Origin of the sequence: Bacillus sp. ISL-57 (assembly GCF_018613135.1) — a bacterium.
Taxonomy (GTDB): domain Bacteria; phylum Bacillota; class Bacilli; order Bacillales; family DSM-1321; genus Peribacillus; species Peribacillus frigoritolerans.
Genome location: NZ_JAGGQV010000010.1, coordinates 196,188 through 210,161, shown reverse-complemented (window position 1 = coordinate 210,161; position 13,974 = coordinate 196,188). Strand labels below are relative to the sequence as shown.

The following is a 13,974-nucleotide window of genomic DNA, read 5'->3' as shown; positions in this document are numbered from 1 at the left end:
TCGGACGCAAAGCCATCATATAGAAAATACACAAAAAATGCACATAAAATGCTTAAGGGGATTAACTGTTAAGGATTTCCCTGGCAATCAATCGAAACGAATTAAGCCGATCCTCCAACTTATGAGTGATGGTTATCAGCATGATTTCATCTGCTTGATATTTCTCCTGAATCGTCAATAGTCGATCCTTAACTTGTGAAGGGGTACCATAAATCAGTTTTTTATGCATGGTTTCCATCTGTGTTTTTTCTTTTTCAGTCCATTCATGATTCCTTACCTCTTCTATACTTGGAACTTGCTTTCTTTCCCCATGTCCACTTTGAATTTTCCATAGGGTGTTGCTGAGGGCGATTTCTTTCGCATATTCTTCCGTTTCAGCACAAATGGCCGATACCGTAATAATCGTTTTAGGTGCTTTGAGTAACCCTTTTTTTTGAAAGTGCTCACGGTACTGTTTAAAACTATGCACACCATCATTTTCGCTCATGAATTCCCCAAACGCGTATCCAGTTCCATTCTCAGCGGCAAGTTTTGCACTTTTCCCGCTTGTTCCCAATATCCATGGTTCAGGGGATACCATTGGAATAGGAGCAGCAGAGACATTTGAAAACGGATGTTCTTTCGGAAATTCATCTCTTAGAAAATTCAACAGTTCTTGAACAAGTTCGGGCATTTTGTATACATTCTGAAGGAAATTATCGGATAAGGCCATAGTTGCTTCGGCAGATCCACCAGGAGCACGTCCCATTCCTATATCAATCCGGCCTGGAAAAAGTGTGGCTAGCATATTATATGTCTCTGCTATTCGGTATGGCTTATAATGTGGAAGCAGCACTGCCCCTGATCCAATCCGGATATTTTTTGTTTGTGCACCAACATAGCTTATCAAAACCTCTGGAACGGAACAGGCCAGGCCAGGCAGATCATGATGTTCAGTTAACCAGATTCTGTAATAACCCAGCCTATCTCCTTCTTGAGCGAGTTGAAGTGAAGCCTGCAAAGCTTCTTGTGCTGATTGTCCGGATGCAATCGGGGATTGATCCAATATGCTCAATTTCATTTTGTTACCTCCTTTCTTGGCTTTCATAACTTAATCGTAAATCATAACCAGTCGAAAGTCGCCTTAAACGCTCGCTTTGTTAGTTTAGTTTGCAGCCTTTAACAGAAAATATAAGGAGTTGAATCCAAATTGGGGAGTAAAAGTAAATAGTATATTCTAGCGAGGTGTTTGGTTTAATACATAAAGGACGAAAGTGGCTCAAAATGGTCTTTATTTATTCTACCGAGTTCATTTAAGGAATATATGTAAAAAAGAAAAGCCCTTTTATAGGGCTTTCCAAAGCTATTCACTTTTTTTGAATTGAGATAGTAATTCATCCGCCATTATTTCCGAATCCAGACGAGCCGCTATAAATGGGGGATGAACCCGATTATTGGACTCTACGGGCAAACCTAGCCAGATAACTCGATGATCAAAGATGATAAAGGAAAAGGAAATAGGTGAACAAATAAAATGATCCGAGTTGATATCAGGATTTCTTTTTGCTGATATGATTGTCAATTTCACTGCAGGGTTCCGTTTCATTAAATATTGCTGCCATTCTTCCGACAAACTGTTCAAATCCGGTATAGCGATAACCATGTCATGTTTGGTTGATTCAATATCTTCCTGAAAGTCCCCCAATTTACGGGCATGCATCCATCGTAATTTCGGGTGCTGGTGGTTAACCCATTTTCCAATGTCTTTCTTTGATACAATCTGATCATTTTGAATTTGATGATCGACAAGCTGACGAAGTGTTTTACTGCGATAAACGTGTTTGTTAACAAACGAAGTGTCACATACATGTACAAACTTACCCTTAGTCCTTGTTATGGCCACGTTAATCAGCCTTTCACTTTCTCTTCCTGTCAATAACATTCCAGCCCTGTTTTGCGGATAACTATCTACTGTGTCAAAAATCATCATCTCACGTTCACTTCCCTGGAAACGATGTACAGTTGCAGCGATGATATCCGCAGTTTGCCGTTCTTTTTCATATAAGTCATCCAATAGTTTTTCCATTAATTCTGCCTGAGCCCGATATGGTGCAACATAACCAATTGACCTTGAACCGCCCACATAAGCTTCATGAATCAGCTGAAAAGATAAAAGCAATTGCCATAAATTCATTCGCGAGTGGGATGTCCGTTCAGTGATGCAATATTCCCCTGCTAAGCTAGTATCCAGAAGCACCGCTGCCCTATTGGCAAACGGTTCCGCCAGCATTATGCCCTCCCTGCTAGTCGCAACACTTTTATGATCGCCAACAAAATCATTATAGACGACACGATTAGTGAAAGCCGAAATATCCGGATGCATGCGGCGCTGTTCCTTTAATAGGAATAAATGGGGATGGAGTTCTCCTTCTTCAACAGACTGGGCGACACCGGCCCGATGAAATATGTCTTCCTTCAGCCAAAGTTTCACGAGGGAATCACGAGCCGAAGCAATGGGCGGCAATTGTTTGAAATCACCACAAACGATAATATGCTTGGCTAACGCTGCAGCAAAAGCCACCTGAGGAACGTAAGCCATACTCGCTTCATCCAAGATGACCAGATCATACTCCTTTTGATAAACCGTTTCGTCATTTGCGGCTTTAGCTAAGGTCGTCCCGATTACTTTTGCTTCTTTTACGAATTGAACCTCTTTTTGGCGGATTTTCTCCAAGACTTTGGCCAGCTTTTTCTCTATCTCAATTAACTGATCTGTATCCCTTTTACTGAAGGATCCTGCCAAGTCATATTTTAAAAGGCGTTTCTCTTCGCCAAGTTCTTCTTTTTCTTTAATTAATGTCGGTTCATGTTTACCTAATAATTGCCCCGTAACAATATCATCATGGATAGCTAGTGATTCACCGATTTGAGATCCATAGCGAAGCACATCACCTTCTATGAAACGATCTTTCTTTTTAATGAATGATGAAATTTCAGCCATCAAAACATCCACAGCCTGGTTGCTATGGGACAAAACCAGAACTTTTTTAGCTTGTAAATAATGATTGGCTACTGTACGGGCCAAAGTATAGGTTTTTCCTGTTCCAGGCGGTCCCCAAACAAAAGTGACTGGATTGAGCTTCGAGCGGGCATACAATTCTTTCACGCTGCTTTGTTTTTCAGTTAAAGGATGTTTTTGCGGCATGGACGGATCCATCAGGCGCTTGATTCGAAGCCTTTTCCTTTTACTTCTCTTGATTTCATCCAAGCGGATGATCAATTGCTCCAGCAATTCCCAGGGGTCATGGTATAAAAAGGCTTCTCCGATGATATCGCCTAACGAGCGATCAAAAACAATGATTATACTTTTCCCTTCCGATGAGAGGATCCTTCCATCCTGTTTAATCCCTCCCCATTCAAGTCGAACGAGTGAACCGACAGGGATTTTTACCGATGAACCTGTTTCAAAATAATAGTTGAAGGAACCGTCACTTGTAAGCTGATGGCCGTTCGAAACCAAGTATTTTGTGCTGCCATATTTTTTCAAATGCAGGATTTCAAGTTGAAGTGCCTGCTGCCATTCTTTTATATAATTAACTGTCGTATTCATTTTTCACTTTCCTCACAAAATATGCCATTGTAGTACGAAGAAACTGGCCCATTGGCTAGGCTCCGATGTTGAAAATAACGCTGTCATCATGACTTTTTTCGCGAATTACCTGTTTCTTTTGCATATAAAATAAGGCCCAATCTATTGATTGGGCCTTTCATACGCCAATGTTTTAACTATAGCATTTTTTATACACACATACCATGGGCTCTTTTGGAAGAAATGGTTTAGATTAGCCTTCTGTCAACTCACTGAATTGGTCGACGAGATCACTGAAAATCTTCATTGCATTTTCGATTGGCTCAGGTTTCGTTAAATCCACTCCTGTTTTCTTAAGCAGCTCCAATGGGAAATCGGAACTCCCGCTTTTCAAGAAAGTCAAATAACTTTCAAGTGTTTTTTTGTCCCCAGCAAGGATCTTATCAGCGATCGTAATGGCTGAAACGTAACCAGTAGCATATTTGTAGACATAAAATGGACGATAAAAGTGTGGGATGCGTGACCAGCCATACTTCACTTCTTCATCGAAACTTATTTCGTCTCCATTATATGCACGAAATATCGATTCATAGGCTGTATTAAAAACCTCGGCATTTAGAGGTTCTTCATTTTCAGCTTTTTCATGTACAATCTTTTCGAACTCCGCAAACATCACTTGTGTGAAGAATGTCCCTTTAAAACTATCTATGAAATGGTTAAGTAAATGTTTTTTCTTTTGTACGTCTTTTGTTGTCTTAATTAAATGGCGAATCAAAAGGATTTCATTCACAGTGGAAGCAACTTCAGCGACAAAAATGGAATACCCAGCACTTATTTGCGGTTGGTATTTTGAGCTATAGTATGAATGCATGCCATGTCCAGATTCATGTGCAAGTGTAAATACACTGTCTAAATCATCACGATGATTTAATAGGATGAAAGGGTGAACACCATAAAGTCCTAAATTGTAAGCACCTGAACGTTTTCCAGGTGTTTCCCTGACGTCGATATACCTGTTTTCCTTAAAGGTTTTAAGGATTGTGATATACTCTTCGCCAAGTGGCTTTAGTGCCTCCACCATCAAAGCAAAACCATCATCGTAAGAAATCTCCTCTTTAGCCCCTTCGACTAATGGTACACTTAAATCATAAGCACGCAATTCTTCTACACCCAGCAATTTTTTTCTTAAATGAATGTATTTATGCATGGGTCCGATATTTTGCTTAGTAGACATAATCAGATTATCATAAACCTCTTTTGGAACTTGATCTCCAAATAAGGATTTTTCCAAGGCAGATGGATAATTTCTTAGCTTTGAAAGATTCACATTATTTTTGATTGCCGTTGCAAGTGTGGAAGCGATTGTATTCTTCAATTGTACATATGGCTGATAATATGCGAAATAAGCCTCTTTTCTTTTATTCCGATCATCATCTTCAATCAATTTGGAATACATTCCTCGCGTCAGCTCTACCTTCTCGCCGTCTTCATTCGTAACTTCCCCAAATTTTATATCCGCATTGTTGATCATTCCGAACGTTTTTTGTGGAGCTGAAAAGGCTTCGCCTATTTGGGAAAGCACCTCTTCTTGTTCTTTCGTTAATACATGGGCTTTATAGCGGAAAGAATCCAGTAAATCCTCTTCAAAATATTTCAAACCCTCGACTTCATTTATGTACCCTTTTAATGTTTGTTCTTCCAGGCTTAGTAGAAACGGCATGAAGAATGCAGAAGCATTACTTATTTTCTGCCCTAACTTACCAGCTCGATCCAGCAATGCTTGTGATGAGGTGACCCGTGTATCCAAATCGGCTTGAAGCATGGCAAATACATATAGCTTGTTATAAATGTAGCCAACTTCCTCACTTAACCGTAAATACTCGAATAAATCTTGAGCTGACTGAATATGGCCATCGTAAGTTTTTAATTTTTCTGTCATCTTCAGGACTTCTTGATAATCTTTTTCCCAATTAGCCTGATCTTCGTAAATATCCTTTAAATTCCAAGTTTCTTCTATCTTTAATTCGTCACGTGATTTAAACGTTTGCATATCGTCTGCACTTCCTTTCATGCTTATAGCTTACCCTTTATTATAATCGACTTTCAGAAAAATCTGCATAGAAAAACCAGTATGCTAAAAATACATACTGGTTTTCTTTAAAAAAATTAGAAAGTTGCTGCAGTTTCAGCAACTTTCGCCAATCCTTCTGCAACGATATCCTGTGAGCGATCTGGGTATTGATTATGTCCCTCGATTACGACCGTTTCTGGATTTTTAATACCCCATAAGTTTAGATTCATCGTTACGTATTTCTCTGCCATTTCGCCGGCTTCCATTCCAGGCAATGCATAATCGGATCCGCGTGCATTAAGTAAGGCCACTTTTTTATCTCCGGCTAAGCCAACTGGGCCTTCAGCTGTATATTTGAATGTTGTTCCCGCTTGGGCAAGATAAGAAATATAAGTTACCAATGGTGCCGGAACCGTTGCGTTCCATAGCGGGAAGGCAAATACCACTTTATCGGCAGCAAGGAATTGATTCAAGTATTGTTGCACAATATCAGCAATTTCCACTTCTTCTTCAGTCAATTCCATGCCTTGGTTGCGTTTATATAAGGCAGTGATTGCAGTATTTCCGTAATAAGGCAAATTCAATTCAAATAAATCCAATTCAGTTATTTCATCGCTACTATTTGCTTCCTTATATGCGTTCAAAAACGTTTCATACATTTTGACACTGATAGCTTGATCCGCTGGGCGGTCATTTGATTTAACAAACAATACTTTAGACATTTTCGTTCCCCCAATTGTTAATTTTGTATATTTTATAAAAAATAGCATTTAATCCATATATCTCGAATTAACTGCAATTGCTACTTTCACATTATAAAACTGAAAATCCAATAAGGCAAGGATTATGTTTTTTATTTTCAAACGCAAAAAAACCGAGAGCAATTTGCTCACGGTTACGGTAATTGTTTATGATGGAAGGGACACTTACCTTTTATCGGTTCTATATCATCCCCTATGAAAAATTGTTTCCATTCATTATGATTTACATCGCCAAAGTGACTGATATCAGGATGCTTTGGGAGATTATCCCATTTCTCAACTCGTTCCCGGACCTTTTCACGCGACATGATTCCGCCTTTTTCCGTTCCTTCCAAGCCTTCAAAGATCATCCGGGGCTGGAATCCAAGGACGAGGCTATTTCCTAAATCGCGAGTTTTACGCTGTTTATAAGCGGGTGCATTACCAAAGACAAAGATTGGTTCCCCGGCAAAATGATAGTCCCATAAATAATGATCCGGATCTTTAGGCTTTTCAATTGGCCAAGGTTTTACATCCGCTTCATGCAGGTATTGCAGGATCTCCCAAAACCTTTTACGGTAAAATTCTATATCACCCTCTATCGATTCAGGCTCCATAAAAACGAAAAGTCCATGCCTTATATATGGTGGTTCCTGAAATAAATCAAGAAAGCTTTCCACTGCTTTTGGGAGATTGGACCAATCTTCCTGTGTGATATAAGCATAACGAAGTTCCCCTTTATTTTCAGCTTTCATACCAAAATAACAAGGAAAGGTTTTATCGGTCACTGTTTCATGGAATGTTTGATATTCCTTGATTAGCCATTGCGGCACTCGATCGGGATTTGTCATATCTTCTTTTGTTAATAAACTTGAATTCGCAGTCAGCATCATTTTTCTCCTTAAATCGTCGTTTTATTATATGTTACCCGCTTTAAATAAACTAAAACTTCTTCGGATTGCAAATCAGGTTTATCATTTTCACTTCATTAGGATAACCTAAGAAAAAATAGGAGGTTGGTTGTTACATGGCAAGGAGAAGGAAAATACTAGTATCTGAAGCGCGACAAGGCCTTGATGATTTAAAAGCCAAAATCGCTGGTACAAAGAATCCCGAAGAGGCAAAGTTTGAAGTAGCAAAAGAAATTGGCGTACCGTTGAAAAAAGACTATAACGGTGAACTGACATCCAAGCAGAATGGAAAAATAGGTGGAAAATTAGGCGGGGGCATGGTCAAGGAACTTATAAAGATGGCACAGGAAAACTTAGGAAAAAAACATTAACCAGAGTCTATCACTGTAGTTCTTAGACATCAAATAACGGAATGAACTGTTTGGATGTGAAATTTTGGTGCTTAATCGTTACAACGTAATAAAAGCCAACCTTTACGGGCTGGCTTTTTTAGTATCAGTTAATTCTTACCGGTGAAACTCTTGAAACAACCGACATTATTAATTCCTCCGACATCGGGTAATTAGCGGCAGCTGGATCGGTCATTACTGCTTTCAGAATCCTTTCCATATCCGACTGGTTAATTCCATAGGCGCTGAAGTCGCAGGGCAGCCCAAGATCAAATAGGAAGGCACGTAGCTTTTCTACCACTTTCGCTAAGATTCCTTTTGAATCTTCATCCTGTATTTTCACACTAAAGGCTTCAGCTATCAAATGGGCCTTTTCAAGGTATAAATCCGGGATTGATTCCATGACGACCGGTAATAATACTGCATTGGCCAGTCCATGCGGAATACGGAATAACGCCCCATATGCATGGGCAAAGTTATGAACCGGAATCGCATTCAATGCACTGCAAAATGCAGTGATTCCCATCATGCTTCCATGAAGCATTTCCATTCTAGCTTCAATATTCGTTCCATCCTTTACGGCCCTCGGTAAATTTCTTTCAATAACTCTAATGGCCTGAAATGCATATGCATCGGTTATTGATGTCGCAGCAGGTGAAATGATCGCTTCAATTGCATGTGTCAATGCATCTGCACCAGTAAACGCCGTAATGTCAGACGGCAGTCCGACTGTTAACTCGGGATCTAGAATCGCTACATCCGAACTTAAAAATACATTGTATATATTCATTTTTACTTTTTTATGTTCATTATATATGACTGCGATCGGGGACACTTCAGAACCCGTCCCTGCTGTTGTGGCTACGGAAATATGCGGGATATTCATGGATTGTGCTTTTGGAAAACCCTCATATAGAAAACCGCTTGGTATTGAATCATTTATATCCGTAATGTTTTTATATAATCCGTATTTCAATGCTTTTGCGGTATCGATGACGCTCCCTCCGCCAATGGCAAGGATGGCATCGGCATGAACTTCGCGTGCATAATTCAATGCTTCGTTTACACATTTACTCGCTGCGTCTTGTGTAACATCAATAAACTGTCCAACTATTTCAGCTTTGGCACCTAATTTCTGCTGCTCAAAAGTTTCGGTAACTTTTTTAACGACGCCGGCATTTTCCAAGCCAGCATCGCTCACGAGCAGAATCCTTGTTGCCCCAAGACCATTGAATAGGCCCGGAATGAGTGAACGAGTGTTAGTGCCACTGTAAACAGAAGACCTTAACCAAAAATTCGAATGAGCATTTACCTTCATATCGTTTTTTCACCTCGGATTAAATAGTATATTCGCAGTTAAGGATCGTCCATACGCTGCATTCAAGTTCCTAATGGCCATCCCTTTAACAAATGTAAACTCACAGTATGCTTGTATCTTATTTCTGCATTACAAAACCCCATATTCCTTTTCATTGCTTTGATAGATTTCTTCAATCCCTTTCCCTTTTGCCCTGGCTAATATCTCCATCCGCACTGATAATTGTTTCAGGGTAAAATTCAATACAGCTTGTTGGTCATTACCAAAGGGATTTCCTAACCGATCATATCCCTCCGTATTTAACGTGATGGCCAGTGGTGAAAGCTCCTCCATCCTCTTTTCAACCTGTTTAAAGATATGTGGATGTTCACTGATGATTCGCTGCAGCAGGAAAGTCCCATATGCAATATGGCGTGATTCATCCTTCTTCAAAAAACCCACACCTTTTAATAAACCAGGCATCATTTTATTAGCTTCGAGAGTCTGATAGAACCCGAAATATCCAGTTTCTGCAAGAACGCCTTCGGTAAACATATTATAAACAGTGGCTGCTTCTGCCAAGGCTTCTGGTGATTGATCGGTTAAAAGTTTCTCCATCGTTTCAGGCAAAATTTCATAAAAAATCGATTTATAAGTGTCTGAGTGATAAACCGTCAAATCACCCGTTTCACCAATTTGATCTAATGTGTAGCGAAAGAACTCCATATGCTTCGCTTCCTCGAACAAAAATGTCGTTAAGTACATTTCTTCTTCGATCCGGCCTTCTTTGGCTATTGTCATTATGAGCGGCAGCAAATCCAAAGTCACGGCTTCTTCCCCGCCCTGAAAAAGGGAAATGATCCGTAATAACACTTCCCTTTCAATGTCAGTAAATGACTTCCAATCTTCTTTATCCTGGCTGAAATCAATGTCTCGAGGATTCCATATACCGAATTTCTTTGCCTTTTGGTAAAGTTTAAATGGTAGGGTATCTTCTCTAAAACTCCTGCTTGTTGTCGTTAAACTCTTTCTTTTCATGGTAATGCCTCCTTGAAATTATGAACTTTAAACTTTTGAATCTCTAAGGATTTTTAAATTTGTAAGAGTTTTCATTATATTGTAAGATATTAGTAGCATTTATCCTAGTACTGAAAATGTAGGGAGGAATTAAGTCGAATGCTTGAGGAAACTCTGATGAAACATGTAAAAAAGATTTCCCAACAAAAAGATATGGCAAATAAATCACAAATGATCGTAAAGGGCTGTGTGGATTTTTTTTCATTTCAACGAGCATCTTTATTCAGTTACTCATGTTTAACAGGAATGGGTGAAGGAATTTGTGCATGTACAGTTGAAGGTACCTTTTCACTACATAATGTCAGGGAAAATATTCATGATATATACCCGATCCACCAAGCAGTCATCCATAACAAGCCCATATACTTAACCATCCAGCATGCGAAATCCTCCATCCCTGCAAAATACGTCAAAAGATTTTCCATCACTTCATTGGCAATCATTCCGATAATTGTGAATGACTTGGCCATCGGTTTAGTGTTGGTTGACCCCATCCACGCCAACAAGCCCGTTACCAAGAATGATTTAATGAAGCTTTCCCATTATTTGAAACTGGCTGTCAGTTCAACATTCGATTCCGCCCCTCCCACTTACCTTCTAAGCAAACGTGAAGTGGAGGTCCTTCAATATTTAGCGAATGGGATGGGATTAAAGCAAATGGCATCTAAAATGAGCGTTAGTGAATTTACTGTCAGAGATCATATTTCTTCTGCCATCAGGAAATTGGGAGTGAATCACCGGACCGAGGCCGTCGCAGTTGCCATAAGGCACAAAATGATTATTTGAAAGCAAAAAAAAAACCTTCAAAGAAGGTTTTTTTAAGTATCATTGAGTCACTTTTTCTTCAACTTTAGTAGTCCAGTTCAACTCGTCTGCGACTTTACCTGTTTGGACACCTGTCAGTGTATCATAAAGCTTTCTGGAAAGTTCGCCCGTTTCTCCGCTTTGAACAAGCATTTCTTCACCATTCCACAAAAATTCACCAATTGGTGATATGACCGCGGCTGTTCCCGTTCCAAAGGCCTCTTCCAAGTGACCCAATTTATAGGCTTCATGGACTTCCTCCATCGAGATGCGTCTTTCCGACACGGGAAGACCCCAATGTTTCAGCAATTCTATAATGGAATCACGAGTAATACCCGGAAGGATGCTTCCATTTAAAGCAGGGGTGATGATTTCACCATTAATTTTGAAGAAAACATTCATACTTCCAACTTCTTCGATATATTTTTTCTCCACTCCGTCTAACCAAAGAACTTGAGCATAACCCATCTTTTCGGATACTTCCTGGGCTTTTAGGCTCGATGCATAATTACCGCCCGTTTTGGCTTCACCTGTACCTCCATTAACTGCACGTGTAAAAGCTGACTCCACTGCAATTTTAACTGGATGGATGCCTTCTTTATAATACGATCCCACTGGTGACATGATGATGATGAACTGATACTTATTCGATGGAGATACTCCAAGATAAGGCTCAGTAGCTATAATGAATGGCCTGATATATAAAGATGTCCCTTCTGCCTGGGGAACCCAATCCTTATCAACGCTAATTAAAGTCTTTAAGGCCTTCAACGCGAAATCAACGTCGACATCCGGTATGCATAATCGGCTATTCGAACTATTTAAGCGTTGGAAATTCTTTTCCGGACGGAATAAGATAATTTCATCCTCTGGTGTAGCATATGCCTTCAATCCTTCAAAAACGGATTGACCATAGTGAAAAATCATAGCTGACGGCTCCAATGAGAGCGGTTGATAAGGAACAATTCTTGGATCATGCCACCCTTGCCCTTGTGTGTAATCCATAATAAACATATGATCGGTAAACTGCTTACCGAACTCAAGCTGGTCCGCTTGTGGTTTTTCTTTCTTTGTTGTACTAAGCGTGATTTGCATGTCATGTTCCTTCATTACCAAAACCCCTTGTTGATTAAATTTACAAGATTTCACTTCCATAAAATCTATCTTTCATTAGTTTACTCCTATAAGGAATCATAGTTCAAGCCTTTAAGACGAAATTTTCGGAATTTTTTAAAATAAATTGGTTTTTCTTTGATTTCCAGACTATGATTCCTGAAAAAAGAATCAATTATTCCTGAAACCACTAAAAATATCAATTCCGAGTGGTACGCTTATATGTCTTGAATATTATATTAATTTTATCAAAATAATCACTTTAAAGCCAATGAGAATAATTCTGGTTCATCGCACCTTTAGAGTAAATTCAATCGTTTCCCTTTTTGTAATCAGGAAAATCGCTAAATGAAAAGACTTTTGGGCAGATTCGTGAATAATACACCTCAGCAATACCTGCAAACCTTATATGTATATTAAAATCCTTAGAATATATAACATTTTAATCCGAATCCATAAAGTGTTTTTTCCAACTCTAAGCACGAGGAAAATTTTACATGAATTTCAATTTAGTAGTTTACTACTAAATAATATTCTTATATACTTATTCAACAAGATAGATGAAACGCATGCAAAACCTTATATTATAGATAAAACGCATGCTACTTTCTTAATTTTGAAGAAAAGGGGTAACAAGATGACAAAAAACAGATGGTTAATCGCTTTATCCGCTATCGCCATTCACCTATCCATTGGCGGTGCATACGCATATAGCGTTTACAAAAAACCATTAGTCGAAACCATGGGGTGGTCAGAAACTGAAGTAACGTTAGCATTCACAATAATGATGGCGCTTGCAGGAACTTCTGCTGCCTTCTTTGGCAAGTTCGTAGAAAAAAATGGACCACGAAAGTCAGCTATGGTCGCGGCTGTATTATTCGGATTAGGACAAGCCGGTTCCGGTTTAGCGGTAATGGTCGATTCACTTCCGCTCTACCTATTGACTTATGGGGTGTTAAGTGGTCTTGGTATGGGAATCGGGTACATTTCACCAGTATCCACTTTAGTCAAATGGTTCCCAGATCGCAGGGGATTGGCAACAGGAATGGCAGTATTAGGTTTCGGTGCCGGAGCTCTCATTACAGCCCCAGTCGCTGCAAGCCTTATGGAATCCGTCGGCATATATACTACATATTATATTTTAGGCGCAGGCTATTTCATACTGATGTTCTTAGGGGCCTCCTATATTGCACCTCCAAAAGCCAACTGGCTGCCTGAAGGAATGAAGAAAGATATTGAGTCCGGTAAGAAAGAACTGAAAAAAGACTTAAGGCAATTAACTGCAAAAGAAGCGGTTAAAACTAAACACTTCTGGATGTTATGGTCCATGAAATTGATCAATACAAGTGCAGGGATCATGATGATTTCGGTTGCTTCACCTATGGCTCAAGACGTTGTCGGGCTGTCAGTGGCAGGTGCAGCAACATTAGTCGGAATAATGGGAATCTTTAATGGCGGAGGAAGACTTGGCTGGGCAGCGGCATCTGATTATATTGGCCGTCCAAATGTTTTCGTCATTTTCTTCATCATACAGATCGGTGCGTTCCTTTTACTTCCAACGACTACAAATACACTATTGTTCCAAGGACTCATCTTATTGGTCGTTAGTTGTTATGGAGGAGGATTTTCTAATCTCCCTGCATTTGCCGGGGATTTATTTGGCACTAAGGAAATCGGTGCCATCCACGGTTATCTTTTAACTACATGGTCTCTAGGCGGGGTTTGCGGCCCAATGTTGGTTACTGCAATCAGGGAAAGTACGAACAGTTACATTCCGGTATTCTACGTTTTCGCAGCATTGATTGCGATAGCATTCGCCATTTCCATCTGGTTACGTCTCGACATAAAAAAAATGCAAACAGAACAGAAACAAGGAGTAACGAACACATTCAGTAAAATATCCTAATTTAAGAACCATTATAAAAAGGCATGATCAAGTAAAGTTCCATAACCGGAATTTACCTTTGATGATGCCTTTTTAGTATGTACATTGGAATATCATAT

The 13,974-nt window shown here is 39.5% G+C and carries 11 protein-coding genes; 3 read left to right on the top strand and 8 right to left on the bottom strand.

The window, feature by feature from the left end:
* Positions 1-61: 61 nt before the first annotated feature.
* The 5 genes from J7I90_RS15990 to J7I90_RS15970 form a co-directional block, all read right to left on the bottom strand.
* A complete protein-coding gene (locus J7I90_RS15990; protein ID WP_214772823.1) occupies positions 62-1,060 on the bottom strand; it encodes an LLM class flavin-dependent oxidoreductase in 999 nt (332 codons plus the stop codon).
* Positions 1,061-1,342: 282 nt separating this feature from the next.
* On the bottom strand, positions 1,343-3,589 hold the full coding sequence (locus tag J7I90_RS15985; protein ID WP_214772822.1) for an AAA domain-containing protein: 2,247 nt from the start codon (positions 3,587-3,589) through the stop codon (positions 1,343-1,345).
* Between the two features lie 232 nt (positions 3,590-3,821).
* Positions 3,822-5,618: an oligoendopeptidase F gene (gene pepF / locus J7I90_RS15980; protein WP_214772821.1), complete on the bottom strand. Its 1,797-nt coding sequence runs from the start codon at positions 5,616-5,618 to the stop codon at positions 3,822-3,824.
* Between the two features lie 116 nt (positions 5,619-5,734).
* The gene (locus tag J7I90_RS15975) at positions 5,735-6,409 is read right to left on the bottom strand and encodes an FMN-dependent NADH-azoreductase (protein WP_285289437.1); all 675 of its coding nucleotides are present in this window, start codon (positions 6,407-6,409) and stop codon (positions 5,735-5,737) included.
* A 125-nt stretch (positions 6,410-6,534) separates the two neighbouring features.
* Positions 6,535-7,269 carry a YqcI/YcgG family protein gene (locus J7I90_RS15970; protein WP_214772819.1) on the bottom strand — a complete coding sequence of 245 codons (735 nt, stop codon included), beginning with the start codon at positions 7,267-7,269 and terminating at the stop codon, positions 6,535-6,537.
* Between the two features lie 137 nt (positions 7,270-7,406).
* Here J7I90_RS15970 and J7I90_RS15965 point away from each other — a divergent pair, with 137 nt between their 5' ends.
* The gene (locus J7I90_RS15965) at positions 7,407-7,661 is read left to right on the top strand and encodes an alpha/beta-type small acid-soluble spore protein (RefSeq protein WP_054395714.1); all 255 of its coding nucleotides are present in this window, start codon (positions 7,407-7,409) and stop codon (positions 7,659-7,661) included.
* 124 nt (positions 7,662-7,785) lie between these two features.
* On the opposite strand, the gene J7I90_RS15960 is transcribed toward J7I90_RS15965, so the two are convergent.
* Together J7I90_RS15960 and J7I90_RS15955 are read right to left on the bottom strand one after the other, a co-directional pair.
* Complete coding sequence (locus J7I90_RS15960; protein WP_214772818.1) at positions 7,786-8,997, bottom strand: iron-containing alcohol dehydrogenase; 1,212 nt, start codon at positions 8,995-8,997, stop codon at positions 7,786-7,788.
* A 129-nt stretch (positions 8,998-9,126) separates the two neighbouring features.
* Complete coding sequence (locus J7I90_RS15955; protein WP_048680743.1) at positions 9,127-10,014, bottom strand: R2-like ligand-binding oxidase; 888 nt, start codon at positions 10,012-10,014, stop codon at positions 9,127-9,129.
* Positions 10,015-10,152: 138 nt separating this feature from the next.
* Between J7I90_RS15955 and J7I90_RS27430 the strand changes: the two genes are divergently transcribed.
* A complete protein-coding gene (locus J7I90_RS27430; protein ID WP_251025312.1) occupies positions 10,153-10,839 on the top strand; it encodes a response regulator transcription factor in 687 nt (228 codons plus the stop codon).
* 39 nt (positions 10,840-10,878) lie between these two features.
* On the opposite strand, the gene J7I90_RS15945 is transcribed toward J7I90_RS27430, so the two are convergent.
* A complete protein-coding gene (locus J7I90_RS15945; RefSeq protein WP_214772817.1) occupies positions 10,879-11,967 on the bottom strand; it encodes a branched-chain amino acid aminotransferase in 1,089 nt (362 codons plus the stop codon).
* 640 nt (positions 11,968-12,607) lie between these two features.
* Here J7I90_RS15945 and J7I90_RS15940 point away from each other — a divergent pair.
* Positions 12,608-13,876 (top strand): L-lactate MFS transporter, encoded by a 1,269-nt coding sequence (locus J7I90_RS15940; RefSeq protein ID WP_101225408.1) that lies wholly within the window; start codon positions 12,608-12,610, stop codon positions 13,874-13,876.
* Positions 13,877-13,974: the final 98 nt, after the last annotated feature.